30 protein-coding genes and 1 other RNA gene are annotated in these 26,828 nt (G+C 38.1%); 20 read left to right on the top strand and 11 right to left on the bottom strand.

From position 1 onward, the window contains the following. The first annotated feature begins 135 nt into the window (after nt 1-135). A complete protein-coding gene (locus GTH24_RS13520) occupies nt 136-3,414 on the top strand; it encodes a type I restriction endonuclease subunit R (RefSeq protein ID WP_164526925.1) in 3,279 nt (1,092 codons plus the stop codon). A gap of 433 nt (nt 3,415-3,847) precedes the next feature. Here GTH24_RS13520 and GTH24_RS13515 read toward each other — a convergent pair whose 3' ends face one another. The 3 genes from GTH24_RS13515 to rlmF form a co-directional block, all read right to left on the bottom strand. Next, complete coding sequence (locus tag GTH24_RS13515; protein WP_164526509.1) at nt 3,848-4,780, bottom strand: hypothetical protein; 933 nt, start codon at nt 4,778-4,780, stop codon at nt 3,848-3,850. Beyond that, entirely contained in the window at nt 4,702-5,349 is a 648-nt protein-coding gene (locus GTH24_RS13510) for a hypothetical protein (RefSeq protein ID WP_164526508.1), read from the bottom strand. Before GTH24_RS13510 ends, GTH24_RS13515 begins: the two co-directional genes overlap by 79 nt. A 539-nt stretch (nt 5,350-5,888) precedes the next feature. Further along, complete coding sequence (gene rlmF / locus GTH24_RS13505) at nt 5,889-6,854, bottom strand: 23S rRNA (adenine(1618)-N(6))-methyltransferase RlmF (protein ID WP_206535545.1); 966 nt, start codon at nt 6,852-6,854, stop codon at nt 5,889-5,891. A gap of 215 nt (nt 6,855-7,069) precedes the next feature. Between rlmF and GTH24_RS13500 the strand changes: the two genes are divergently transcribed. The 12 genes from GTH24_RS13500 to GTH24_RS13450 all read left to right on the top strand — a co-directional run bounded on the left by GTH24_RS13500 (nt 7,070) and on the right by GTH24_RS13450 (nt 14,815). Continuing rightward, on the top strand, nt 7,070-7,852 hold the full coding sequence (locus GTH24_RS13500; RefSeq protein ID WP_164526506.1) for an antitermination protein: 783 nt from the start codon (nt 7,070-7,072) through the stop codon (nt 7,850-7,852). 372 nt (nt 7,853-8,224) lie between these two features. After that, nucleotides 8,225-8,983, top strand: a complete 759-nt coding sequence (locus tag GTH24_RS13495; RefSeq protein ID WP_164526505.1) for a hypothetical protein — start codon at nt 8,225-8,227, stop codon at nt 8,981-8,983. A 1-nt stretch (nt 8,984) separates the two neighbouring features. Then, nucleotides 8,985-9,683 (top strand): hypothetical protein, encoded by a 699-nt coding sequence (locus GTH24_RS13490; RefSeq protein ID WP_164526504.1) that lies wholly within the window; start codon nt 8,985-8,987, stop codon nt 9,681-9,683. 234 nt (nt 9,684-9,917) lie between these two features. After that, nucleotides 9,918-10,262 carry a hypothetical protein gene (locus GTH24_RS13485; RefSeq protein ID WP_164526503.1) on the top strand — a complete coding sequence of 115 codons (345 nt, stop codon included), beginning with the start codon at nt 9,918-9,920 and terminating at the stop codon, nt 10,260-10,262. 90 nt (nt 10,263-10,352) lie between these two features. Continuing rightward, nucleotides 10,353-10,742 carry a putative holin gene (locus GTH24_RS13480; RefSeq protein WP_109373189.1) on the top strand — a complete coding sequence of 130 codons (390 nt, stop codon included), beginning with the start codon at nt 10,353-10,355 and terminating at the stop codon, nt 10,740-10,742. After that, complete coding sequence (locus GTH24_RS13475) at nt 10,739-11,038, top strand: phage holin family protein (RefSeq protein ID WP_109373190.1); 300 nt, start codon at nt 10,739-10,741, stop codon at nt 11,036-11,038. Before GTH24_RS13480 ends, GTH24_RS13475 begins: the two co-directional genes overlap by 4 nt. Then, entirely contained in the window at nt 11,016-11,177 is a 162-nt protein-coding gene (locus GTH24_RS22385) for a hypothetical protein (protein ID WP_347147235.1), read from the top strand. The genes GTH24_RS13475 and GTH24_RS22385 overlap by 23 nt, the downstream gene beginning before the upstream one ends. A 30-nt stretch (nt 11,178-11,207) precedes the next feature. Then, entirely contained in the window at nt 11,208-11,435 is a 228-nt protein-coding gene (locus GTH24_RS22380; protein WP_347147234.1) for a hypothetical protein, read from the top strand. Further along, nucleotides 11,432-11,806 carry a lysis system i-spanin subunit Rz gene (locus GTH24_RS13465; RefSeq protein ID WP_164526502.1) on the top strand — a complete coding sequence of 125 codons (375 nt, stop codon included), beginning with the start codon at nt 11,432-11,434 and terminating at the stop codon, nt 11,804-11,806. Before GTH24_RS22380 ends, GTH24_RS13465 begins: the two co-directional genes overlap by 4 nt. Beyond that, nucleotides 11,688-12,332, top strand: a complete 645-nt coding sequence (locus GTH24_RS13460; RefSeq protein ID WP_241254090.1) for a phage tail tip fiber protein — start codon at nt 11,688-11,690, stop codon at nt 12,330-12,332. The genes GTH24_RS13465 and GTH24_RS13460 overlap by 119 nt, the downstream gene beginning before the upstream one ends. A gap of 3 nt (nt 12,333-12,335) precedes the next feature. After that, the gene (locus GTH24_RS13455) at nt 12,336-13,367 is read left to right on the top strand and encodes a hypothetical protein (RefSeq protein ID WP_164526500.1); all 1,032 of its coding nucleotides are present in this window, start codon (nt 12,336-12,338) and stop codon (nt 13,365-13,367) included. Between the two features lie 35 nt (nt 13,368-13,402). Then, nucleotides 13,403-14,815, top strand: a complete 1,413-nt coding sequence (locus GTH24_RS13450; protein WP_164526499.1) for a hypothetical protein — start codon at nt 13,403-13,405, stop codon at nt 14,813-14,815. Between the two features lie 39 nt (nt 14,816-14,854). Here GTH24_RS13450 and GTH24_RS13445 read toward each other — a convergent pair whose 3' ends face one another. From GTH24_RS13445 to smpB, 3 genes are all read right to left on the bottom strand, one after another. After that, nucleotides 14,855-15,214, bottom strand: a complete 360-nt coding sequence (locus tag GTH24_RS13445) for a hypothetical protein (RefSeq protein ID WP_164526498.1) — start codon at nt 15,212-15,214, stop codon at nt 14,855-14,857. Between the two features lie 179 nt (nt 15,215-15,393). After that, nucleotides 15,394-15,760: a transfer-messenger RNA gene (ssrA, locus tag GTH24_RS13440) on the bottom strand. Nucleotides 15,761-15,819: 59 nt separating this feature from the next. Further along, complete coding sequence (gene smpB, locus GTH24_RS13435; protein WP_072068734.1) at nt 15,820-16,302, bottom strand: SsrA-binding protein SmpB; 483 nt, start codon at nt 16,300-16,302, stop codon at nt 15,820-15,822. A 155-nt stretch (nt 16,303-16,457) separates the two neighbouring features. Here smpB and GTH24_RS13430 point away from each other — a divergent pair, with 155 nt between their 5' ends. Then, nucleotides 16,458-16,892: an SRPBCC family protein gene (locus GTH24_RS13430; RefSeq protein WP_006533588.1), complete on the top strand. Its 435-nt coding sequence runs from the start codon at nt 16,458-16,460 to the stop codon at nt 16,890-16,892. Beyond that, complete coding sequence (locus tag GTH24_RS13425) at nt 16,882-17,178, top strand: RnfH family protein (protein ID WP_369961909.1); 297 nt, start codon at nt 16,882-16,884, stop codon at nt 17,176-17,178. The genes GTH24_RS13430 and GTH24_RS13425 overlap by 11 nt, the downstream gene beginning before the upstream one ends. A 201-nt stretch (nt 17,179-17,379) precedes the next feature. Here GTH24_RS13425 and bamE read toward each other — a convergent pair whose 3' ends face one another. From bamE to nadK, 3 genes are all read right to left on the bottom strand, one after another. Next, nucleotides 17,380-17,742 carry an outer membrane protein assembly factor BamE gene (bamE, locus tag GTH24_RS13420; RefSeq protein WP_036935295.1) on the bottom strand — a complete coding sequence of 121 codons (363 nt, stop codon included), beginning with the start codon at nt 17,740-17,742 and terminating at the stop codon, nt 17,380-17,382. Between the two features lie 113 nt (nt 17,743-17,855). Beyond that, nucleotides 17,856-19,517: a DNA repair protein RecN gene (gene recN, locus GTH24_RS13415; RefSeq protein ID WP_072068733.1), complete on the bottom strand. Its 1,662-nt coding sequence runs from the start codon at nt 19,515-19,517 to the stop codon at nt 17,856-17,858. Nucleotides 19,518-19,604: 87 nt separating this feature from the next. Beyond that, nucleotides 19,605-20,504: an NAD(+) kinase gene (nadK, locus tag GTH24_RS13410; RefSeq protein WP_072068732.1), complete on the bottom strand. Its 900-nt coding sequence runs from the start codon at nt 20,502-20,504 to the stop codon at nt 19,605-19,607. Nucleotides 20,505-20,604: 100 nt separating this feature from the next. Here nadK and grpE point away from each other — a divergent pair, with 100 nt between their 5' ends. Then, a complete protein-coding gene (gene grpE / locus GTH24_RS13405) occupies nt 20,605-21,216 on the top strand; it encodes a nucleotide exchange factor GrpE (protein ID WP_115350083.1) in 612 nt (203 codons plus the stop codon). Between the two features lie 118 nt (nt 21,217-21,334). Here grpE and ung read toward each other — a convergent pair whose 3' ends face one another. Beyond that, a complete protein-coding gene (gene ung, locus GTH24_RS13400) occupies nt 21,335-22,015 on the bottom strand; it encodes a uracil-DNA glycosylase (protein WP_072068730.1) in 681 nt (226 codons plus the stop codon). 334 nt (nt 22,016-22,349) lie between these two features. On the opposite strand from ung, the gene grcA reads away from it, so the two are divergent. Next, entirely contained in the window at nt 22,350-22,733 is a 384-nt protein-coding gene (gene grcA / locus GTH24_RS13395) for an autonomous glycyl radical cofactor GrcA (protein WP_023581591.1), read from the top strand. A gap of 145 nt (nt 22,734-22,878) precedes the next feature. Here grcA and srmB read toward each other — a convergent pair whose 3' ends face one another. Continuing rightward, nucleotides 22,879-24,243 (bottom strand): ATP-dependent RNA helicase SrmB, encoded by a 1,365-nt coding sequence (gene srmB, locus GTH24_RS13390; RefSeq protein ID WP_072068728.1) that lies wholly within the window; start codon nt 24,241-24,243, stop codon nt 22,879-22,881. 265 nt (nt 24,244-24,508) lie between these two features. Here srmB and trmN point away from each other — a divergent pair, with 265 nt between their 5' ends. From trmN to rseA, 3 genes are all read left to right on the top strand, one after another. After that, a complete protein-coding gene (trmN, locus tag GTH24_RS13385; RefSeq protein WP_115350081.1) occupies nt 24,509-25,264 on the top strand; it encodes a tRNA(1)(Val) (adenine(37)-N(6))-methyltransferase TrmN in 756 nt (251 codons plus the stop codon). A gap of 296 nt (nt 25,265-25,560) precedes the next feature. After that, a complete protein-coding gene (rpoE, locus tag GTH24_RS13380; protein WP_023581594.1) occupies nt 25,561-26,139 on the top strand; it encodes an RNA polymerase sigma factor RpoE in 579 nt (192 codons plus the stop codon). 38 nt (nt 26,140-26,177) lie between these two features. Further along, nucleotides 26,178-26,807 (top strand): anti-sigma-E factor RseA, encoded by a 630-nt coding sequence (gene rseA / locus GTH24_RS13375; RefSeq protein WP_241253958.1) that lies wholly within the window; start codon nt 26,178-26,180, stop codon nt 26,805-26,807. Nucleotides 26,808-26,828 lie beyond the last annotated feature (21 nt).

Genomic DNA, 26,828 nt, shown 5'->3' with positions numbered 1-26,828 from the left:
GTTGGCTACGCTCAATAACCCGAATCACTTACTCCAGTAAGCTCATCGGGATTATTTTCCTTGTCGCCTAGCGGCAACTCGAATGATTTAGAGTATAAAAACGAATTCGCTAAAAACAAAAAAGAAGCCACTGATATGAGCCATATCTTCACGGAAGCCAAACTAGAGCAGGCGATAATTGAACTGCTAGGACAACATGCAAACAATGCCGGACAAACCTGCTATCCGCATTATCTTGGCATTACTATCCCGCGCAAAAACAACAGTGAAGTATTGATAGTGGATGATTTGCGCCAGTATCTTGCTAAACAGTATCAAGCAGATGGCATCACCGACGGTGAGATCACCAGGATTGTACAGCAGTTGCAATCTCTCCCTGCTAGTGATCTCTACCAAAGCAACAAAACCTTCTGCCATTGGCTCAGTAACGGCTTTTTACTCAAGCGTGAAGATCGCAACCAAAAAGACCTATATATCGAACTTATCGATACTCAAACCTTGCCCGACCAATTAGCAAAATTATTTGCAGGGGAAGACGTGCTATCCGTGGCAGATAATAACCGCTACCGATTAGTTAACCAGTTTGAAATAGAAGGCCAAGCGCGAGACGGTGGGGTGCAACTACGTATCCCTGATGCAATTTTATACGTCAATGGGTTACCGCTGGTGGTGTTTGAATTTAAATCGGCGGTGCGTGGTGAAGATGCAACCTTGTTTGATGCATGGACTCAGCTTTGTGTCCGTTATCGTCGAGATATTCCAAAGTTATTTGTCTATAACACCCTGTGTATTCTCAGCGATGGCGTGAATAACAAAATGGGTAACCTGTTTGCCCCTTATGAATTTTACTATGCATGGCGTAAAATTAACGGTAACGAATCAACGGAAAAACAGGGCATCAATGGTTTGTATACCTTGATTGAAGGATTATTCCATCCAACGCGTTTACTGGATGTGTTGAAAAACTTTGTTTTCTTCCCCGATACCAGTAAGCATGAAGTCAAAGTGTGCTGTCGTTATCCGCAGTATTATGCGGCTCGTAAGTTGTATTACAACATCGAGAAAGAGCGGAAACAGATTACTGCGGGTGGTGAAAATATTGGCGGTAGTGGTAAAGGGGGCACCTACTTTGGTGCGACAGGTTGTGGTAAAAGCTACACCATGCAGTTTTTAGCGCGTCTATTGATGAAAAGCGTCGATTTTGCCAGCCCGACTATTATTTTAATCACTGACCGCACCGACCTTGATGAACAACTCGCTAAACAGTTTTGCAATGCGAAAACGTTTATTGGTGATGAAATTATTGTGCCAGTCACCAGTCGTCAAGATTTACGCGATAAACTCGCAGGGCGTGCCAGTGGCGGGGTGTTCCTCACCACCATTCATAAATTTACGGAAGATATTCAACTGCTTTCTGAGCGCAGTAATATTATCTGTATCTCAGATGAAGCTCACCGTAGCCAAATCAATCTCGACCAAAAAATCAGTATCAACCAAGAGGACGGTACGGTTAAAAAGACCTACGGCTTTGCCAAATACCTGCATGATTCACTGCCTAATGCCACTTATGTCGGCTTTACGGGGACGCCTATCGACGCCACTTTAGATGTCTTTGGTGAAACCATCGACAGCTACACCATGACCGAATCGGTGAATGATGAAATCACTGTGCGCATTGTGTACGAGGGCCGAGCGGCTAAAATCGCCCTTGATAATAGCAAATTAGAAGAAATCGAACGTTATTATCAAGAGTGTGAAGCCCAAGGCACCAGTGAGTATCAGATAGAAGAAAGCAAAAAAGCCACCGCGAACATGAATTCCATTTTGGGTGATCCTGACCGTATTGATGCGTTAGCGAAGGACTTTGCCCAACATTATGAAAAGCGGGTGGCAGAAGGCTCGACGATTAAAGGCAAAGCGATGGTGGTTTGCGCCAGCCGTGAAATTGCCTATGCGTTTTATCAGAGCCTGAAATTACAACGGCCTGAGTGGTTTGAGGAAAAACAGGCAATCGACGGTGCGACACTCACTGAGCAAGAGAAAAGCGAATTGATGCGTTTGCCGATGGTCAACATGGTGATGACCCGTGGGAAAGATGACCATGAAGCGATGTACAACTTACTGGGAACGAAAGACTATCGCAGAGAGTTAGATAAACAGTTTAAGAACCCGAAATCCAACTTCAAAATCGCCATCGTGGTAGACATGTGGCTGACGGGTTTTGATGTGCCTGAACTGGATACCATCTATATCGACAAGCCGCTGCAAAAGCATAACCTTATTCAAACCATTTCCCGAGTGAATCGTCGTTTTGAAGGGAAAGAAAAGGGATTGGTTGTTGATTATATCGGTATTAAGAGCCGGATGAATATGGCGCTTGCCATGTATTCGAAGGCGGATAAATCTAATTTCGAAGATGTACAGCAATCCATCATTGAGGTACGTAATCACCTTAATTTGCTTTCTCAAGTATTTCATCAATTCGATAGCCGTGATTACTTTTCAGGTTCGCCAACATTACAATTAGACTGCCTTAATCGAGCGGCTGAGTTTGTCCTGCAAACCAAGAAAATTGAACTGCGTTTTATGGGCTTAGTGAAGCGGTTGAAAGCGGCTTATGATGTGTGTGTGGGCAGCGAAGATATCACCCAAGATGAACGTGAGCACATTCATTTTTATCTCGCAGTGCGTTCTATCGTTTATAAGTTAACCAAAGGCGATGCCCCTGATACGGCGCAGATGAATCAAAAAGTGCGCGAAATGATAGCCGAAGCCCTCAAAGCCGAAGGGGTGGAGGAAATTTTCACCTTAGGGGACGATAAAGTCGAAACCATCGATATTTTTGATGATGAATACATGGCGCGTATCAATAAAATCAAGTTGCCGAATACTAAAATGCAACTGCTGCAAAAGATGCTGCAAAAAGCCATTAGTGATTTCCAAAAGGTCAACCAACTCCAAGGGATAAATTTCTCCAAGCGTTTCCAAGCCTTAGTCGAGCAGTATAACCAACGCAAAGAGAATGATGTGCTTAATGGTGAAGAGTTCGACGATTTCACGGCACAAATGGCGGATATGATTTATGACATCAAGGCGGAAATGATGTCATTTGAGGATATCGGTATCGATATGGAAGAGAAAGCCTTTCTCGATATTTTGCAACATATGTGTCAGAAATACGATTTCACCTACGATGACGACAAAATGCTGGCGCTGGCTAAGGACATGAAGCTAATTGTGGATGATAGTACTCAATACCCTGACTGGAGCAATCGCGATGATATTAAGGCCAAATTAAAAGTTGACCTTATTCTGTTATTACACCGTTATGGTTTTCCGCCAGTGGCGAATGACGAAGTATACAAAAGCGTACTAGAGCAAGCCGAGAACTTTAAGAAATATCAGTTGGTGTGATTTCTATAATAGGGTTTTGCAAGATATAAAAGCTTACCATATTAATTTTTTAAAGTGATGTGGGAGGTGTTTATTAATTGATGATACTAATATATTATCAATATTATTTGCTGTTTTTTTATTCTAAAAATCTGGTAAATGTTCTAGTTTGGTTAATTTGAATTATACTACTCAATCATCAATTTTTATATATCTAACCTAGATATGCGAATAAAAATAAGAATAATTCTGTAGATTGTAAAAATAAGATTTGTAGTTTAATGTTTTATATGAAAGTAATGACAAAACAGTCATGGTTTTGAACTGGTTTTTAACTATATTTTTGTTTTTTTTACAATAAAAAAAACGAAAATTTGAAGTGGTGCTACTAGCAACAACTGCTACATGTAGCAGCTGTTGCTGATAATTCAAAACTAAAAATAATTTAATCAGCTCATGAGTTTAAGCAAAGTATCTCATTGGCTATAAATAAAGAATCCATGATCAATTTTTTTTCTTGATTGCGTTTATTGGATGTATCGACATAGTAACGAATATTTTTTAATTTTGGTTCTTCTCCGAAGCATCTTAGATAGTGAAATATTGCTGATAGACAATTAATGCAATTAGAAAGGGTACAATTACTTAGTATGCCGATAAGATTTTGAGATATCTCTCTTTCAGTTAAAATTTTATCATTAATTATGATGTTAGCAAAATCATTTTCTGTTGGAAGTGTGTTTGTTTTATCAATAGCTATTCTTATTTTTCCTAGAGCAGTTTCAATCTCATCTAATAAACCTATAATTGCTTTTGGATAAACGTCATTATTTTTAGTAACTAGGTGGTTAATCTTTGAAATCATTGTATTATATAGTTTAATAGACCTCATGATAGTAATATTATTAGCATCTTTAAGGATGCTGTAATTAAATGGTTCAACTGGCGCTGGGAGGTGTTCTGTAAATACACCTTGGCTTGATAATATAGGGTTAATTAATGGAATGAAAGTACCATTTTTTATGGATTTCTTTTTTAGTTGTATTGCTAGTGATAAATTAATAATTGAGATAGCTGATGTTAGATAACCAAGAGGTAATGTATTTAAAGATATTTTTTGAATGTGCTGATAAGCATCCTCATATTTTTCATGACGTAATAAACAGAGGGCCATAAAAAAATTAGAGTATGGAGCTAAAAAGGGGGTGTCTTTATTCTGATTAAGGAATATGGTTATTTTAGTAAATTCATCTTCTGAATAATATGTTGTTTTCTCGTGATCAAAAACAATATTTTTTATTTTTTTAATTATAAAAAGATGAGTTTTAAGTGAAATGATTTTTTTTGATCTAACATAAGAGTTATATATATAATTGCTGTTGTACATTCATGTAACAATTGCTCACTATATTCGAAGGTGTACAAGTACATTTTCAGTAACGGTAATACACTAGATAAGTACATGTCATTGTTAATTATTTTATAACATTCCATTGAAACTGAATTTGTCCAATTTGTTTTTCTATGAAATATTAATAAATAATTCAAAGATGTATATGTTGTTTCTAATTTATCAAAAAGGTCATCACACTGCATTCCATTATCTTTTGAATCTGATATGCAAATTTTAATTAATTGCCTAATTGTCGATGTTTTTTGATTTTTTTCTGCTGTTATCTTTCTAATATATGAGCGAATATGATTTAGTTCAGCTTTATCATTGAATTGAAGTGTTTCTATATATTCCCTAAGATAATCTTTAACAGCTTGAAAGATATTTGAAGAATTATCGTTATTATTGATATAGTGCTTACTTCGAAAAAAATTACGTATAGGTCTATAAAAATGAATTATATCTTTTCTGCTTGAATAATTTAACGTCATATGCATATCTAAAGCAATAATTGCTGGTATAGCTAATTGGGCATATCGACGAACAACTTCACTCGGAGTCATATCTGTCAGAGCTTCGGTGCTAATGAGCTTGTTATATAATTGTTCATACCGAAAAAAAATATCCTTCCTCTTTTCGATAGTTAATGCTCGGCCTAGATCAATAGTATTTATGATTGATTCATAACCATCAGTAAAAAAATATTGATGGGATAAAAAATTTGTATGTTCACGAATATCTCTTCTATTTAGTTCTGCCCGTCATTTAAAACAGGAGGGAGGAAAGGAGACTCATGGGATGTATATTCAAACAAGCTGTTCCTTGCGTCATTCCAAGCCTGAATGATTTCCTCCGAACCATGCATCTTCCTTAATGTGTTTATAATGTGGTCATATACCCTTATTCATTCAAACCGCAGTTTGAGCTCTATATATACTGGATTAAATTATCAATTAAGTAAGGTAACTATTGTATTTTGAATAAATAACTTTTTTAAGATTTTTAGTATTGGAAGACATATTGAGAATAATGCAACATGCAGAAATTGAAAGGAAAATGCGAAGTTTTATCGGTGCCGATTAAATAACCAGCACCAAGGAAATTAACGCCAGCGTTCTGCCGCCCAGGCGATCTGCTGTTGCGCGTCGTGGAAAGTCCAGGCCACGAAGCGACTGATTTTTTGCCCCTGCGCCATTTCAATGGTACGGACTTCGGTTGCACCAACCAGCTTCAACGCGTGATAAATCGAAGGCAAGGTAGTGTTTTTAGAAATCAACGAGGTGAACCACAGGCAGTTTTGCGCCAGGCTAACGCTCTCCTCTACCATTTTACGCACAAAAGCTTCTTCACCGCCTTCACACCATAGCTCTTTATTTTTGCCGCCAAAGTTATGTACCGGCGTGTCGGCTACCTCACCTTTACCCAGTTTGTGCAGTTTGCGGCGGGTGCTGGCTTGCGCTTCCTGTTCAGAGCTGTGGAACGGTGGATTACACAGTGTGGCATCAAATTTCTCCGCCACGCCGATGATACCGTTCAAAATAAATTCGGGTTGTTTTTGTAAACGCAGGCGCACGCCGTTTCTCAGTGTCGGATTCATCTCCACGATCATTTTGGCCGTATTGAACGATACCGGATCAATCTCCGAACCGGTAAAACGCCAGCCGTATTCACGCAGGCCAATAATCGGGTAAATACAGTTGGCGCCAATACCCACATCAAGGATCGCCACGCCTTTACCACGAGGAACCTCACCACCGTTGCTGGTCGCCAGCAGGTCGGCTAGATGGTGTAAATAGTCGGCACGCCCGGGGATCGGCGGGCACAGATAATCGGCAGGAATGTCCCAGTGTTCGATGCCATAAAAATGTTGCAGCAACGCACGGTTGAGCATTTTAACCGCCGCAGGATCGGCAAAATCTACCGAGATGTCGCCCCAGGCGTTCGGCTTGACGAACGGCTCCAGTGCAGGACAACTGGCGATCAGCGCCGGAAAATCATAGCGTGAACGATGACGGTTACGCGGGTGCAAGCCGCTTTTCTGCTGCAGGAAGGTTTTCTTTTTTTCCACCGTGAAGGGCTCTCTTAAAGGTATTTCTGACGCGTACGATACCATATACCCTATAGCTTTCAAGTTGCAGCTAACAGCTCGGGATGAAACCGTATTAAGCCTGTATTTAGAGTTTATGCCGGAATATCACCACTTCTACGCCATGCTAAGGCGTTCAATTCTCATAATACATCGGTGCATTTATTTAACGTGTGTACGGCACGAGGAGTATTAGCATGAAATTAGAGTCAGCATTAAAACAATTTTATCCAAAGTCACCAATGATCACCGATACACCAAACTGTACAGATCCCAATAGAATGAAAGGAATGGATACTGCAGGTGCGCTTGGTATGACAGAACAGCGTGCTAAGTTTGGCATGTCTGCTTTTTTTGCTAAGAATGACGTGAGTGAAGAAGATAAGTTCAGCACCGTAGAGCAGTTAACGCAATATGCACTTAAAGTGACACCAAAGCTGGTGGCGAAATCGGCGGGCAATAAGTTGGGTTACTGTTTAGTCATCCTTGCAAAAATGGCGTTTGAAGATTACGCCCGTTCAGCGGGTTCGGTTTGTGAATGTTCTGCGTGTGTAGGCAAAGGACTAATTTACAGTCGCAAAGATGTCGTTAAGTACCAAGGGAAAACAAGTATTGATGGAACTGTCATCATTGAGCCTTGGACTGAAAAAGAACATGTCGCTGAGCTGTGCAAAACGTGTAATGGAAAAGGAAAACTAAGCTATCGTTGTCGCTGTAAAGGACGCGGAAAGGTTTTAGATGAAGAGCAAACGGAATTACAAGGCGGTGTACCTGTATTTAAAGATTGCCCTCGTTGTTCTGGCAGAGGTTATAAAAGGATGCCTTCTTCAGTCGCATATCAGGCTATTAGCAAGCTACTTCCAGAATTAAATGAGAGAACATGGCGCAGAAATTGGAAACCGTTTTATGAAAGTTTAGTTAATAAATGTTTTATCGAAGAAAATCGTGCTGAGCAGATATTTATTGAATTGGTTAAATAATAATAATGTTTGTTTTGTTTTGTTTTGTTTTGTTTTGTTTTGTTTTGTTTTGTTTTGTTTTGTTTTGTTTTGTTTTGTTTTGTTTTTTAGTATTCATTTGTTTTTCTTTTAATTAATACGATTTGTCAGTAGATGATATGTAGTTGATAGAATAATTTTTTAGATTAAGCAATAACTCAAAGGAAAAGTAAATAAGGTGATGTTTTATTTATGTTATTGTTTTTAATATTTATTAAATCTAATTTTATATTTGATATCTAGATTACTTTCTTGACATGATTTAGGTTTCTGCTAACTTCAATATATAAGTTAAATTACTGTTAATTTATTTTAACAAATAAATGAAATTAATATATATTAGGTGGTAAAAATATGGAAATTCGCACTAATAGTTCAAGTTCCGAGCTGTTATTTTATTCCTCTAGTGTGGCTCAAAGGAGAGTAATCGAACTTCTCAGTAATCAAGAGGAAAATAGAGGTAAGCCTTTATCAAATTCAGATAAATTAGATAATGCTAATTCTGTTTTAGGTTTATTTACATCTGTGGCAAATGCTGTAGGTTTTGGTTATAAACATATGGGAAAAAACTCTGAAGAGGAAGAGAGTACTCTTTCTGTCAATATCTGTAATTTATCTAATTATAATGTTTATATTCAGAATATCATCCTTCCGGATAATGCTAAAAATATAAAGCCTAAAAATACATTTTTCCCTCTAAGTCAAGGTGAATCGGGCACAATTGATTTATCCATAAGAGTGAGCCTGAAAGATAATGAAAAATTTGAGTTACCACTAATTGTTTTTGATGATGACGATCACCCTAATTACTATAAATTAACCCTTATTTCAATTTCATATGGTAATGGGCATGCCATAATACCAAAGAAAATTTACACCGTAGTACACAATGAGAATAATCATGAGCATCCTGAGGAAACACTTGAAGGAGAATTTAATAAGAGTGAAATAGAACCTATCCAGTTAGAAATGGCAGAAATAAAGAAGATCGAGAGATTTAGTCGCCTTTTTAGCACAGGTGTCGGCATACTTCCTGGTTTTGTATCAAAGGCTGAGGCACAACAGAATAATGACTCCAGCTTAAATATTTTCTTTATTAATGGAGAGAACTGATATGGATAGAGCATTTGACGAATATACTGGCTATAATAAAAATGAAGAACTTGTCAAACATCATGTAAATTATCTAAGAACACAAGACTCAAACAGTCGTGGACTACCAGGTTTGGATTTTGTTTCGATTCTGACTGGTATTGGAGTGTCTATTACCTCGCAAGTATTGAAAGGGAAAAAGAGGCGTGCCGAATTAAAAAAAGTCAGAACCACTCCACTGGATATTAGGCTGAATAACTACACTGATTCACCAATTATAATTTCTTCTGTAAATAGCCCATGTAGCCACAGTCTTGACAGTATTCTAGTTCTTCCTTCTAGCCAAAGTACTATTACTGTGCATTTTCCATATACTCTAGATAATGAACACATGATTAAATCATCATATGTTGGTTTGGCGTTTGGTTCAGGAGAAAATTACACACATTTCAATCTTGAATTTGAAGCAAATTTTAGTTTTTCTAACCATTCAGATAAAAATCCTCAAGGTAGCTTTAGAGTAAGCAAGATTGAAGTTTCAGATTCAAAAAATAAAAAAGGGGAAAATTACTTTAAACAAGAAGGTAATAGCTCTGAACTTAAACTTTATAAGATGCGCCCTTTAGCTAATATGATGAAGCTGATAACAGTAGTTACAGCCTCATCATTAGACTTTGAATCCCCTTTAAGTATTACTTTTTATGATTCTGTACGGGGTTAGAAAAGTAAGTTATTGATAGGTATTCTTGCATTTTGTCCGGTACTGCCTTATCATCTTTAAATAGTGGGCGATTTATTACTTACCACACTAAATTTTATCAAGACCTCGCTTCGGCGGGGTTTTTTGTTATCTGAACTCAGCCATTGGCTGGGTTAAAATCTAACCACCCGGAATTACCGGGTAGTTCACATTCAGAAGATCGCTTAGGCGGTCTTTTTTCGTTTAGAGGCTGATATGACGATTAATAACTTAAAAGCAATTAATGATCGGTATATAGCCGAAGAACGCAGAAAAGCTGTTATTGAAAGAGCAGAACTAAAAGCGAATGTTTATGAATCAGCTAAAAGATTATTTCAGCTTGCAGAAGATGATGATTATGTAAAACGTAGTGATGGTTATATTGATGTAATTCTCACGGGTTGCAATATTCATACTTTTCTCAACCTGACTAAACATAGTGGATTATTTAAAGATTGTGGCAATAAAATATACCAACATAATTTCTGCAATAAACTCTTTATGCATGAAAAACTAGGCCTCATAGGCGGAGTTAATTTCGCCCGAATTATCCTTTCCTAATACGCAGACCACAGTATCAATCACACATTAATCACTTCACACAAGAGCTGTGTGTCTGCACCTTTTTAACCAAATTACAGGACTACACACATGAATGAGCCGTTAACGGGCACTACAACAGCATCGCTAGCGGGCGTTTCAATTGTAGGCCTGTTTGCTGGTATGGATGCTGGTGTTGTTATTGGGGCGTTTGCAGGAGCGGTTATTTTTGTTTTATCTGCTCATGATATTCGCCTATTAAAGCGTTGGACTTATTTTGCTGTTGCTTTCCTTATTGGTATTTACGGCGCTGATTTTATGTCGGGTATACTTAGCGATATAACCGGCGGTCGTGATGTCGATAAATCAGTCGGGGCAATGTTTTCGTCAGCAGGGCTGGTGGGTGTTTTAGTTTCAATATCAAAGCCCGGTGCAATGACTGACGGAATAAATAAGTTTATTAATAACCTGATAGATAAATTCAGAGGGGGTGGCAGATGACCATCTCAATGTTTTGGATTTATATCAATTTCTTTTCTTGTTTACTCGCAGTTATTCGACTCATTAATTATCGACGCAATGGTGCTCAATATAAATTCGGGGCGTCATTTATTGCGTGGGTATTAATTATCTTATTGGGTTCGGTACCACTGCGGATCTTAACAGATGATTATTCTCATGCTGATCCATTTGAAGTCGGCATTAATTTATCACTATGCGTACTCATCTTATTGAGTCGTGGAAACATAATGCAAATATTCAGAGGTGTCAGACATGGCAAAGATAGCTCGCGGTGAACGTAATAACAATCCGGGTAATATTGACTATAACCCCCGTAATAAATGGAAAGGTTTAGTTGGTATTGAAACAGGAGTACCTAATCCTCGATTCTGTGTCTTTGAGTCGCCAGAGTATGGCATTCGAGCAATTTATTAGTTAACCCAAACCTATCAACGTAAATATGGTTTGAACTCAGTATCAGCAATCATTAATAAGTATGCACCGCCAGTTGAAAATAATACTTCTGGTTACATTAATCGTGCAGCAGTATCAATCGGTGTTGGTATTAACGATCGCATCAATACAGCAAATAAAAAAACAGGGATAGCCTTAGCAACAGCCATTGTTAGCGTTGAGTTGGGCTATCAACCTTATACAGATAAAGTCTTTGAAGATGCTTGGTTGTTGTTATGAGTAAATATATTCCATGGTTTTTTCTCCTACTTTTAAGTGCTCTATTAATGGCATTAAGTTTATCAAATGCAAAAATAAAAAAGCTGAGTAACGAAAATGAATTACTCAGCAAGAATTTATCAGAGCAAATTAATATTAATAGCGATTATAAAGAGCGCATAGAGCGACTAAATCAACTTGATACAAGGCACACACATGAGCTTGTTAATGCAAAGAATGAAATTAGTCTCTTGCGTGATATTAGTGAGCGTAATCCTGAGCGGGTGTATATCAAAGCCAACTGTCCAAAGAGCACCAGCAATCCCACCACCAGCATGGATGATGCAACCACCGCCCGACCTACTGACACCGCTACAAGCTCAATTCGGTGAACAGCAGGGCATGATTAACCAGAAAATGCAGGCTGAATTTAGTCAGACAGGCGATGGTGTTGTCACGCACTCAATTAATATCACAATTATTCATAATAAAGTGAAATACAATGCAGCAGGACAAGTGATCAGCGCTCAAGTTAAGAATGGAAAGCTTGAAAGTTTTATAGGCTATAACGCCAATAACTTTGCGTGGTATAACCCATCAAACGGCAAGATGGAATTATTTATGTACGTTAAAAACGGCCAGATGTTTATGCGTGAGGCGTTTATTAACGAAGCATGGCTGAATTCTGTTGTTGTTACTGAATATATTAAATCAGGCGATTATGTACCGGGTAAACGTGGTTTTTTGATTGATGGGAAAACCAATAATATGGAAATAAATAATGCCACATTTCGCGGTAAGTTGGATATTGGTACCAATAAAACCGGTGAACGCATCGTTATCACTAATGATCGTATTGCTGTTTATGATGATAAAGGTGTATTACGTGTTGAAATAGGGAAAATAACAGGGGTTTAATCAATGTATGGAATGTATATAAAACCTGATCATGGTTCTTCTTTCTTATTAGACTCTGAAAAAAATCAACCTATTGGATTTTTATCCAGAATAGATATGCCATACTCTTTAAGAGAGGGATGGAAAAGTACTCCTCACAATATTAAAGATATTAATAAATATAATATTATTTTTATTCCACGAATAATGTCGAGAACCTTTAAAACACCAGGCTCTTATGATTGGGGAAGTTGTAATATCACTAATTATAAAATTGAAGGTAATAATTTTTTATATTATGGCGATAATGGTTCAGACCCCATATGGAAAGACCCAGAAGATGATGCTTGGTCTTCTGATGATCCCTTTTTCAGAATGGATATTTACGGTTATTTAAAAGAGCGACCTAAATATGATTATGGAATACAACTTCGTGGAATGAATAATATCTACAACCTTAATTCTGAATTACGAGGTTATTGTGTTTATGCGGAGATTGTTAGTGTCACAGGTGGTAAAGAAAATGGTTGGTTTCCACCAAAAGAATTTTTCTTAAATGAAAATAACCCAATGTTATTTGTAAGACCAGAAAAAGATGGTGTGACTTTTTGTTATAACAAAATGAGAGGATTAACAGTCTCTGAAACATGCAAAGTGTATGTTGTGATTTTCAATACCAATCTAAGGTTGCAAGCACCTAAATCAGGTGTCGTTATTTATAACGAAAAAAAAGAAATTACTTATACCTCTAAATATAAACCTCTCCATCTAGGGCAATCAACATGGTTTGATCGAAATAATGGTGGAATCTTTGAGCAATTGAAAAAGCCAATGATATTGCCCGATTCTCATTTTGTTAATTGGGTCGTTAATCGGGGTTATATGGATTACTACCGCACTGGTTATTATTTTATGAGTAATAACAAAGTTGGTATGAGAGATATTTATTATTTGGGTGGTGAGTATGGCGGGCCATATGGGCCTAGTGGGAGTAATGGCTATAAAACGAATTATGATTTATACGGTATCGAACTCAGCGACTACTTCAATATTTAATTAACCCTTCATTTATACCTCTAGGAAACTTATTCATGATATACACAACAGGTACAGTATCTACTGTGTCAGGGTCTGCTATTGTCAAAGGCACTGGCACTAAATTTAAAAATAATAATCCCGCCATTAATATTGGAATGACGATTTTAATTAAATCGGGAAACACGAATATTCCGTATATGATTAAATCCGTTAATTCTGATACTGAATTAGTATTAGCACAACCCGCATTAGCCACAACTACCAATACAGCATTTTCAATTCATATTACTGAGCCAGATAATAATAGTGATGCAGCTAGAACGATGGTTGCCATAAATGCATACACGCAATATTTTCTCGACTCAATGAATACATGGATGACTCAGACTGGGCAGACAAAAATTGAGATGCCGAACGGTGAAGTTATCACACTCGATAGCATTAAGAAGATGCAGGGGGATATTGGTAATAAAGCAGATTTAACTTTATCAAAAACACAATCATTCATATCAGCGATAGAAGCAACAACGAAACTAACTTCAAAATCAGCGGATGGGAAAACATCAATATCATTAACGACCAGTAATGCAGGTGGAACCAATATAGAATTAAATTCTGCATCGGGCTATAACGGGATACAGATACCAAAAGCGTCTGGGACAATGATGCTTGTTGGTGATTGTGGACTAGGTAAAGCACAGCCTGTAATGAATGCAGATACTTTACTAGGAAATGAGTTTAATCGCTCAAATTTTGGTTATGCAGAGGGATTATTCAATTATTGGTATGGGCTAACGGTGGCGTGGGATGCAAAAGAAAAAAGTAGTGCAAAAATGCAAATTCTTACTGGGATTAATAATGAGGATTTGTATTTTAGGCATGCAAATAATGCATTAAATGCTCCTCTTTCATTTGGTCGTTCATATAAGGTGTATAGTGAAAAAAATACAACCACTGACCCACAAGGCTTCATCAAAAAGGCCTCCCCAATCATCGACATCAACCCTGATGGCACATTTACCACTAACGACGAATCAGAAGGTGCTACGGTTACTCGAGTAGCTAAAGGTGAGTATCTCATTGAAGGAGTTCTTGGGTTTAACGCTGACGCTGGCTGGGGTGGCGTCGATGGCGGTATTGAAATTCCACTCGATGTAAATAAACAACCACTTATTTGGGTAGACTCTGAAGTTAATGAGGACGGTTCTATTCTCGTCAAAACCTATCACCGAGCTCACCCTAACGCACCTAAGTTTGCCCGTAATGATATTGAGGGCTTCAAAGATGGTGACCCGATTGATATTCCTGACGGTCGTTTTATCTCTGTTCGTGTACAGATGCCAGAGCAATCAATCTATAACGTGAGAATGCATGAGATGGAAGAAGCGCAGAAAGCTGAAGAGGAGCGCAGGCAAAAAGAAGAAGAAAATCAGGACACCAATAAGACACCAGAAATTGATAACTGATTGATTATATAACTCGGTCGGTTCCATCGAGCATCGGCACTACTTTGTGTCTTTCAATAAATTAGCCATTTCTAACATCTGTTTAGATCTGATATTTAATTCTTTTATTATATCTAATACTGTAATAGATGGGGTGGACTCTATCATTTTGACTACATCATCAATTGCGTTCGCTCGTGCTGATAGCTCAATAATAGATGTTCGCCTATTATTTTCCTGCAGATTTTCCCACATCTCATCTGTATCGTAGGAGTTAAATTGAATGTATGTATTAGGCGGTGCGTGGTAAACATTTTCAACACCACAAGGCAGCCAGTCATCACCAGTAACAATGTCAGCATCAAAAGGCACGGTCTTATCTATTTCTTGTAGCTTCTTAATTAATTCTGATGTTTTCATTTTTCACCCGATGGCGATCTTAATAAAAAGGCCCACCGAAGTGAGCCTTTCTAAACTTTAAATGATCCGCGTGTCATTTGCGTGTCATTTATAGTCCTTTTGTTGTCAGTGTGTAGTCTTGATGATTTTGCTAACTTCTTGTTTTTAAAACCGTTGTCCTATCACTGACCCACCAAATTTGGTGGAGCTGGCGGGAGTTGAACCCGCGTCCGAAATTTCTACATCCTCGGTACTACATGCTTAGTCTAGTCTTTAAATTCACTTACCTACTGCGGACAGACACGCCATAAATAAGCTAGCTTGATTAAATTTAACGCTTTGACCCCAAGCTAGGTCTCCACGCGATCTCTTTTGGGTTTGACTTCTCTTGATCCCCGTCTTAAGAGCGGAAGCTAGGGAGAGAAGGCTCTAAGTAGGTTATTAAGCTACTAGTGCGCGTTTTTGATCGTCGTTTGCGACTATCTTTTTGCGGCTTTTTACGAGGCCAACCGCCCCTCGGCATGCACCTTGGGTTTCGCAAATCCCGTCGAATCCAGAATCAGCCCCAAGTTGTTGAAAGTGAGTATATCAGAAAAATACTTGTAATTGCTAGTACTTAACGCAATTTAGCGGTTAGCATTTTTCATGATACGTGCTTTGTCTAATTTCCACTCACGATCTTTAATGGTTTCACGTTTGTCGTGATCTTTCTTACCTTTAGCAACGCCGATTTTAATTTTACACCACGCGTTTTTCCAATAAAGAGAAAGCGCAACGACGGTGTATCCATCACGGTTGATTTGACCATAAAGGTTATCAAGTTCACGTTGTTTTAATAACAGTTTACGGGTACGTGTCGGATCACAAACGACATGACTTGATGCAACATTTAAAGGCGTAATAGTTGCACCAAAAAGATAAGCTTCGCCATCACGCATGACAACGTAGCTATCACTGATGTTTGCTTTTCCTGCACGCAGTGATTTAACTTCCCAGCCTTGTAACGACAGACCCGCTTCAATCTCATCTTCGATGAAATATTCATGGCGAGCACGTTTGTTTAACGCAATGGTCGCGGAACCAGGTTTGTGTGATTTTTTCTTTGTCATAATGTCCACATTATACTGTATGAGCAACAGAAAGAAATCATTTAACCGACTGTTTTCTTTTCAATTGCATAAAACTTAAGCTATATTCCATTAGATTTTTAATTAGTCACTGTTCAATGATATGATCCACACAGTGTTGTCGTACAGGAATAACTATGCCTCAGATTAGTCGATCTGCTCTCGTCCCTTTTAGTACAGAGCAAATGTTTAAACTGGTTAATGATGTTCTTACTTATCCTGATTTTCTACCAGGATGCGTTGGAAGTAAACTGATCAAAAGCACACCAGAAGAAATGATTGCATCAATAAATGTCTCAAAAGCGGGAATTAGTAAAACATTTACTACCCATAACTTTTTAAAGACTAATGAACGTGTTGATATGCGTCTTGTTGATGGCCCCTTTCGTAAATTGACTGGGGGATGGGTGTTTACCGCACTCGATGATAATGCGTGTAAGATAGAATTTCAGCTAGACTTTGAGTTCACTAATAAACTAATTGAGTTGGCTTTTGGCCGTATTTTTAAAGATTTAACGAATAATATGGTTCAAGCATTTACTCACAGAGCGAAAGAGATCTATCGTGACTAAAATATGGGTAGAGGTAACCTACGCGTTACCCGATAAACAGTACCTTATCCCTGTAGAACTAACGCTAGGGGACACTGTTGAACAAGCCATTATTGCTTCAAATATCTTAACGATTTGTAATGATATTGATTTAACTAAGAATAAAGTTGGTATTTATAGTCGTCCAGCAAAGCTAAGTGATAATGTGAGAGACGGTGATAGAGTTGAAATTTATCGACCTTTAATTGCCGATCCTAAAGAAATGCGTCGTAAACGTGCAGAAAAAGCACGACAAAAAGCGGATTAATATCATGTTTTACCCAATATAGGGTGTCACATACTGCATTAATAGGCCGCTTGATTACAGACAGATACAATAAAAGATAACACTACCATAAAGTAATTTTTCTTTATAAAAACACACCCCAACGTAAAGTTTAACGTATGGGGTGCAATTCGTTTTTGCCAATCTTATACAAAACTAAGTTTTCTTAGCACGATGATAGCATTATGCTTTTGTTGCAGGCGCTGAGAAATTAGGCATATTGCCTTGTTTATCAATCTTAGTCAGTATGCCATTGCTATCAAAAGTTAGTGTCAGCGTTTCTTGACGCACTTTCTGGTGACCTGGCTCTTCACGGAAAACATAATACCAAGTTTGGCTTCCGAAAGGATCTTTAAGCATTGGCGTACCAAGGGCAAATTGAACTTGCTGCTGTGTCATTCCTTGCTGAACTTTTGCGACTTCGGCTGGCGTTAAATAATTTCCCTGATTGATATCTGGGTGATAAACCAGTCTCTCGAACATAGAGCAACCTGAAGTCATTACGACTAAAGATAAGGCGGCAACTTTTAACAGTTTAAAACGCATGGTTATTACATTCCTTTTAGGGTCATAGTGACGATGATAATCGACAACGCAGCAATTGAAAACCTTTCACGCTCTGCCTATGACCCTAAATATCAATAAAAGTTTGTTAATCGTTATGCAGCCAACAAATCTTTCGCATTCGCTAAGGTGTTTTTGGTGACTTCACTTCCTGCTAATAAACGGGCGAGCTCTTGTAAACGTTCTTTTTTCGATAATAGTTTCATTGTGGTTTCAGTTTCTTCACCATTTGTCTCTTTATTAACGAAATAGTGTTGATGACCACAACCTGCAACTTGAGGTAAGTGAGTGACACACATAACTTGAGTTGACTCACCCAATTCTCGCAATAATTTACCTACGATAGCGGCTGTAGGGCCACTGATCCCTACATCGACTTCATCGAAAATCAGGGCTGGTGTATCCATTTTTTTCGCTGTGATCACTTGGATTGCGAGCGCAATACGAGATAACTCACCACCAGAAGCCACTTTAGAAAGCGCTTGATGAGGTTGTCCTGGGTTTGTGGTGACATTAAATTCAACTTTTGTGGCACCATCGATTTGCAGTGAGCTGTCATCAAAATAGGTATCAACAGTAAAGTAACCATGAGGCATTGATAACTGATGCATACTGTTAGTGATAAGTTGACTTAATTCATTTGCATATTGTTGGCGAACTTGATGCAGTTGCTTTGCAACATCTAATGCAATTAAATGGTCAGCTTTGACTTGTTCTATTAAAGCGTCACAATCATCATTTTGACGAAGTAGGGCATTCTTTTCTTCAATTAATTGCTGATGAAGGTCATATAATTCTTCAGGCGCTACACGATGCTTACGTGACAAACTTATGTATTTAGACATACGTTTTTCAACTTCAAATAAGCGGTTAGGGTCCATTTCTAAACGATCACTATAGTGGCGAAGTTCGTCACTAACTTCACTAATTTGGATCGTGGCTTCATCCAGCATCTCTAATAACGAATTAAATTGGCTTTCCATTGATGCCAATTCTGTAATTTCATGCTTGGCAACATTGAGCATGCTTAAGATATTTTGTTCTTCATTATCACTTAAAATTTGTAAACTATTTTGGCTTAAAGTCAAAAATTGCCCACAGTTGGAAAGACGTTTATATTCTTGATCTAATTCAGGATATTCGCCTTGAATGGGCTGAAATTCATTAAGCTCTTTTAAATGATAATCAACCAGTTGTTGCCTAGCTTCTCTTTCTAGAGAGAGTTGTTGAAACGAGGCCAATGTCTGACAGCTTTGATGCCATGTTTGATAGGCAGATTTCATGCTTTTTAATAGAGCAGATTCATGAGCATAAATATCAAGCAGGTGCTTTTGATAACGAGGCTCTAAAAGTTGTTGGTGAGCATGTTGCCCATGAATTTGGATAAGTAAAGAACCTAGCTCTCTTAATTGTGAAAGGGGTACGGAAGTACCGTTGATAAAACCACGAGAACGCCCATCAGCAGAAATGGTTCTTCTTAATAGGCATTCGTTATGGTCATCAAGATGATGTTCTTCAAGCCAACGTTGTGCCGATGGCGTGTCAGAGAGTGAGAATCGTGCGCATAAATCAGCTCTAGCTGCACCTGGGCGCACCATATTTGCATCACCACGGTTACCTAAGCATAAACCTAGCGCATCAATTGCAATAGATTTACCTGCACCAGTTTCACCCGTAATGGTCGTCATGCCACCAGAAAAATCGATTTCAAGTTCACGGACTATGGCAAAATGACTAATAGTTAATTGAGTCAGCATAGTGCCTCTCCTGTGTATAAAAACATATCTGTGATTACATACAGTATAAACTGGTTTTTTATACAGTAAAGTAGCGAGGCACAAAAATTAGAACATTTTTTTTGACCAACCTAATTTTGAGCTGAGTGTATTAAAATAATTGTAATCAGTAGGATGAACCAAATTGAGTTTTTGACGGCTACGTTTAATGATGACTTCATCACCTTCTTTTATAGGTAAGACTAATTGACTATCACAACTGACTTCATAATCAATATTTGTTTGTGAGAATTTTAGGCGAATTTGACTATCACTGCTGATAACTAAAGGGCGTGCTGATAAGGTATGGGGAAACATAGGTACAAGCGCAATAGCATCAAGATTAGGAGTTAAAATGGGGCCTCCAGCAGACAATGAATAGGCAGTTGAGCCTGTTGGGGTAGCAATAATTAAACCGTCAGAACGCTGTGAAAAGGCAAAACGATCATCAATATAAACCTCAAACTCAATCATATGAGCCACTTTACCAGGATGAAGCACTACTTCATTTATCGCTGTACCAATACGTGTTCTTTGACCTTCAGCGCAGACTCGAGCTTCAAGTAAGAACCGTTTTTCTTCACGATAATGCCCAGCAAGAACATTGGTTAATTGTTGTAAGGCATTATCAGGATCGAGATCAGTAAGAAAACCTAAGTTACCACGGTTAACGCCAATTACTTTGATATTATAGCGAGATAACACACGCGCAGCACCGAGCATGTTGCCATCACCTCCGACGACAATCACAAGATCAGCGATTTTACCCACTTGTGTTAAATCACCCGTTTGTGCATTTTTAAGTTTTAGCTCTTGAGCGACTTGTGTATCAATAATAACATCATAGCCTTGAGCTTGTAGCCAATGATAAAGCATTTCATGTGTTGAAAGTGCCTCTGGATGGCGGGGATGGCCGACAATGCCAATACATTTAAAGTGTTTTTTTTCCGTTACGGTATTATCTGGCATTTTTTTACCCTCGTTTTGCGCCAATTCCTTGAAACCCGTTTATTGATCCCCATAATAAACTAAATATGAAGATGAATACCAAAACTACGCGGAGATGTTCATGAGTAGTAAAGAACAAAATATACATGAAGAGCAAGTCTCAAAAGAAAAAGAAGGAATGGGATCTGTAATGGATGAATCTCAAGAGCAGGTAATGACCGAAGAAGCACAAGCGGATTTTAATGCTCAAGCTGAGTTAGTTGAGGCGTTAGCGCGTATTGATTCTCTTGAAAAACAACTGGAGCAATCACAAAAAACAGAGCGTGAAGCTATGGCTCGTGCTTTGGCTGAAGTTGAAAATGTACGTCGCCGTACTCAACAAGATATTGAGAAAGCACATAAATTTGCACTTGAAAAATTTTCTAATGAATTATTGCCAGTACTTGATAATTTAGAGCGCGCTTTATCTGCTGCTGATCATGAAAATGAATCGCAAAAACCAATGATTGAAGGGTTAGAGTTAACACTGAAGTCATTCTTAGATGCCGTTCGTAAATTTGGCATTGAAGTAGTTGAAGAAAAAAATGTAGCATTCAACCCTGATGTTCATCAAGCGATGACATTGATTGATAGCTCTGAACATGAGTCTAATCATGTTGTTGATGTTATGCAAAAAGGATATACCTTGAATGGTCGTTTATTACGTCCAGCTATGGTTATCGTTTCTAAATAGCATTAATAAAAGTATTCGTTATCACACGTTTTATTCAGTGTAGATAAAGTAAACCGCACAATACGAAGTTTATAAATCTTCTAGTTATTGTGCGGTTTTATATTTTTAAAGGCAGGACTTATTCAATCGCATCAAGATACCAATTGATAGGTGTCCGGCCTTGTTGCTGTAAAATATCATTAGCCTGTTTAAAATGACCACAGCCTAAAAAGCCTCTATGCGCAGAAAGTGGTGATGGGTGAGGGGCTTTTAAGATAACGTGTTTGTTTGTATCAATAAAACGACCTTTTTTCTGAGCATGAGCTCCCCAAAGTAGGAAAATAACTCCTTCTCTACGCTGATTAATTTGCTCAATAACAGCATCTGTAAATATTTCCCAACCATAATTAGCGTGAGAATGTGCTTGGCCTTTCTCTACGGTCAATACGGTATTAAGCAATAAAACCCCTTGTTTTGCCCAACTTTCTAAATAGCCATGGTTAGGGCGCTTAAAATCAGGGTATTCTTTTTCAAGCTCTTTATACATGTTAACGAGTGAAGGGGGAGCTGGTACACCTGGACGTACTGAAAAAGAGAGTCCATGAGCTTGGTTTGGGCCATGATAAGGATCTTGCCCTAAAATAACGACATTCACATTTTCAAAAGGCGTAAAACGAAAAGCATTAAAAACGTCTTCCTGAGGGGGATAAATAATTTTGCCTGCTTCTCTTTGTTGTGCGACTTGAGACATAATTTGATGAAAGTAAGGCTTTTCTTTTTCAGCACCTATTACATCATGCCAAGTTAATGCGGTAGTCATAACATAAAATCCTTATTGATATCTTATAGTGCCTAAGCTTACAGATATCATTGAATGAATGAAAATATAACAGTTTAAAAATTAGAATTAATTGAGTTCTCAAATTTTCTTTTAAAATTTACAAAAAAAATTGCAAATCAAGAGAAGATGATTGTTGATTTAAAACAACACTTTGCAACTTGGTTGATAAAGTGCTTATGAATTTTATTGATATTAATCAAAGAATGACGCCATTTATACTGGTATATAAGTAGATAGAAACATTGGTTAGACCAAATACCCAAGTTCTGATTCAAGATTAGAATTTGATTTTGTGCCCACATTGGAGGTCGAAATGATTACTGGTATCCAAATTACTAAAGCTGATAACGACGATTTATTACACTCTTTCTGGTTATTAGATGATGAGAACGGCGAAGCGCGTTGCATCTGTGCTAAAAAAGGCTTTGAAGAAGGCCAAGTAATTAACCGTAAAGAGTTAGGCAATATCGAATACCGTGAAGTGCCTGTAGAATCTAAACCGGTTGTTCGTGTAGAAGGTGGTCAACACTTAAACGTTAACGTATTAAGCCGTGAAACACTGGAAGATGCAGTTAACAACCCTGAGAAGTATCCTCAATTAACTATTCGTGTTTCTGGTTATGCAGTGCGTTTTAACTCACTGACTCCAGAACAGCAACGTGATGTTATTACCCGTACTTTCACTGAAAGTCTGTAATTTTTCACTAAAGTAATAAGTTATTGATAAAGCTCGATATGAAAATATCGGGCTTTTTTATGTGTAAAATTTCACATTGATAAATAAAAAAGCCGTAGCGATATTAATTCACTACGGCTCTAAATAAATGAAGAAATAATGCAGATTATTCGCTATCTGTCAGTGTTTCTTTTGCTGAGTTTATTGGCACTGTACTTTTTGTCGAGCTATTGGTTGCCGTTTTACGACGCTTACCAATATTTTTACGATCGCGAGCACGTACTTTTTCTTTAACTGCTTTTTTCTCTTCGTCTTTTTTCGCTTTACGTTTAGCCAGCACTTTTTTAGATGGTTTAAACGTTGCTTTTTGACTTGGTGCTTTAGTGGTTGGGCGTAACTCAGCGACGACACGGTATTTAATTGGCTCTTGTACATAACGGCCAATCTTACCTAATAATGGGTGATCGTGTGCTTCAACTAATGAAATGGCGATACCTTTGCGGCCAGCTCGTCCTGTACGACCAATGCGGTGCAAATAAACGTCAGCAGTGCGAGGTAAATCAAAGTTAAACACATGGGTGATGTCGTCCAAATCAAGACCACGAGAAGCAACATCTGTTGCGACCAATACATTCATTTGGCCTGATTCTAATCGTTTTATTGCATCATTACGTTGTGTTTGCGCCATCTCACCTTCAAGATAGCTACATTTAATACCTTGTTTTTCTAATGCCGAGACGAGCTCTCTTACTCGTTCTCTTTTACGTACAAAGACAATCGATTTTTTAACATCGTCTTGCTTTAGTAATGCGGCCAGTAATGCTGTTTTATGTTCAAGATTATCAGCATGATAATAGAACTGCTGAATTTTTTTACGTTCACGACGTGAAGGATCAGCATTCAGTTCAACGGGCTCATTAAGGATACGTTGTGCAAAATCAATGACGGCATTACCTTCAAGTGTTGCAGAGAATAGTAATGTCTGTTTGCGCCAGCGAGTTTCGCCCGCGATGGTTTCAATATCATTAGCAAAACCCATATCTAACATGCGGTCTGCTTCATCTAAAATCAGCATTTCTACCGCACGGCAGTCAAAGTTTTCTTCTTTGATGTACTGTAATAAACGACCTGTTGTTGCAACAACAATATCTTGGTTCTCGCTGAAGACTTCAGCGTGATTCATATAAGCAACACCGCCCGTGATAGTGGCGATATCTAAATGAGTGTGCGCACATAATTCTTTTGCCTGCTCGGCAACTTGCATGGCAAGTTCGCGTGTTGGTGTCAGGATAAGAATACGTGGCGGGCCTGATTTTTTACGTGGGTAATCAAGCAAGTGTTGAATTGCCGGAAGCAAAAAGGCCGCAGTTTTCCCTGTGCCTGTTGGCGCAGAGCCTAAAATATCACGCCCATCCATTGCTGCTGGAATAGCATCTGCTTGAATTGCAGTAGGACGTTGATATCCTTTTTCTTCTAATGCGGTCAATAAACTTTCATCAAGTTCAAGACTAGAAAATGTCGTGGCTGTCATTGTATACCTCTGTTTAGGGCGCGGATTTTGACATTATCCCCTGCTAAAAGCCAGCAGATTTACCGCTATCACATTATATATTACCGATAGACGAAGGTATTCGTTGTTTTTAGGCTTAATCTAAATAAGCGCGCATCGTATACAAATAGTTTAATGTTAAGATAGGGGTTGCAGAAGCGTTATCATACCATATATCTCTTTTTCAATGACATGAATGATAAGTAATAAAAAAAGAGATAGTAATACGAATCAATAGAGCTTATAGATGAATCAAAAGAAAGTGAAAAAAGCGGGGTTACGCAAAGGCGGTTTTACATTTAAGCAATTTTTTGTTGCTCATGATAAGTGTGAAATGAAAGTAGGGACAGATGGCGTTTTATTAGGAGCCTGGGCACCCGTCGAGAATGTAAAAAGAGCTCTTGATATCGGTACGGGGAGTGGGTTAGTTGCTTTAATGTTAGCTCAACGGGCTAACCAAATTGAGTGTATTGATGGTATTGAACTTGATGAAAATGCAGCATCACAAGCTGCCGAAAATGCACAAGGATCGCCATGGCATTCGTTAATTCACATTTATCATAATGATATTTATCATTATGCAGAGAAAATAAAAAATAAATATGATTTGATCGTAAGTAATCCACCTTATTTTGAACCTGCTATCGCTTGTCGCAATGATGTTCGTGAACAAGCGCGTTATACCAAAACGTTAACGCATGAGGGATTATTGGACAGTGCACAATCACTTATTACAGACGACGGTTTATTTTGTGTTGTGTTGCCCTATGCTATTGGCGAACAATTTATTGAAATAGCAGAAAAAAAAGAGTGGAATATTGTCAAGCGAGTGAATATCAAAGATAGCGCGGACAAACCCTACCATCGAATATTGTTAGCATTTCAAAGACAAAGTGAAAGTTGCATTGAATGTAATATAGAAGAGCTTATTATTCGTCATAATGAAGGTCATTACACGGATAAGTTTCAATCTTGGGTAACTGACTTTTATTTATATTATTAAATCTATATTTAATAATACACTGTTTAAGATAATATATATTGTTGTAAGTAATCGTATATATCTAAATAATATCATTGTGTTATCGTTTCTTTATTGGCAAATTGCATATTGGTTGGTGATCACCATGATAATTTTTTTGTGATTCATCTCTTAAAATAATGATTGAATTGAACTTCATACTATTTTTACGCTCTAAGTCATGTAGCTCATAAAAAACGAGAAGGAATAACGAGAGTAAATATGACGGAGTCATTTAAAAATAGTGCGAAGCTTGACTTCGGGAGAGTCCATCTCTAATGAGCGAGCAGTTAACGGACCAAATGTTGGTTGAAAAGGTACAAAATGGTGACCAGAATGCGTTTAATTTGCTGGTTATCCGCTATCAACACAAGGTAGCAAGCCTGATTTCCCGTTATGTACCACAGGGTGATGTGCCAGATGTTTCGCAGGAAGCCTTTATTAAAGCTTACCGAGCCATAGGTTCTTTTCGTGGTGATAGTGCTTTTTATACATGGCTTTACCGAATTGCGGTGAATACCGCAAAAAATTATCTGGTGGCACAAGGGCGACGTCCGCCTTCAAATGATTTAGATGCGAGTGATGTTGAAAATTTTGAATCACCAAACGCATTAAAAGAAATTTCGAACCCTGAGAATTTAATGTTGTCTGAAGAGTTACGGAGAGTGGTTTTTCACACCATAGAGTCATTACCTGAAGATCTAAGGGTTGCTATAACACTTCGGGAACTTGACGGACTGAGCTATGAAGAGATAGCCGTCATTATGGATTGCCCTGTCGGAACAGTACGTTCACGTATTTTTAGGGCGCGAGAAGCTATTGATAATAAGGTTCAACCATTAATACAAGAGTTTTGATTGTGGGTGAACCATCATTGACTGAAGGGTACTTTTACATGCAAAAAGAAAAACTTTCTGCATTTATGGATGGCGAAGTTCTTGATAAAGAATTAATGGGAACAATTGCGCGTGATGACTCCATGAAGGAAACATGGCAACGTTACCATTTAATTCGTGACACAATGCGTGGTGATGTAGGTGAAGTAGTCCACTTTGATATCGCAAGTCGTGTTGCGCTCGCTTTAGAGAATGAGCCTGTCCGCATAAGTCCTGAACAACAACGAGAGCAGCAACCTGCGCCATCACAATGGCGTCAGCACTCTTTTTTACAAACGTTACGTCCTTGGGCAAGTCAGTTAACTCAAATCGGTGTCGCGGCTTGTGTTTCATTAGCTGTTATTGTTGGTGTTCAGCAATATAATGGAAAGAATGGTTCTGAAGATTTTCAAGTAGACACACCTGTATTTAATACCCAACCTATTATGGGATCAGGTGCACCAGTAAGTTTAAATCTTCAAAACGATACTTTAGGCAAAGATCAGCAAACACGTTTACAAGAGCGCAATCAGCGTCTTGGCTTAATGTTGCAACAGTACGAGTTAGATCGTCGTATTTATAATGCACCACAAAATGAAGCATCTGGGAATGAGCAAGGTGTAACTCAACCGGTAGCTGCACAGCAATAATAACGACGTGAATGTATAAAT

Origin of the sequence: Proteus vulgaris, from assembly GCF_011045815.1 — a bacterium.
Classification (GTDB): Bacteria; Pseudomonadota; Gammaproteobacteria; order Enterobacterales; family Enterobacteriaceae; genus Proteus; species Proteus vulgaris_B.
The sequence above is the reverse complement of the archived record's forward strand: the minus strand, read 5'-3'. Positions and strand labels throughout refer to the sequence as shown.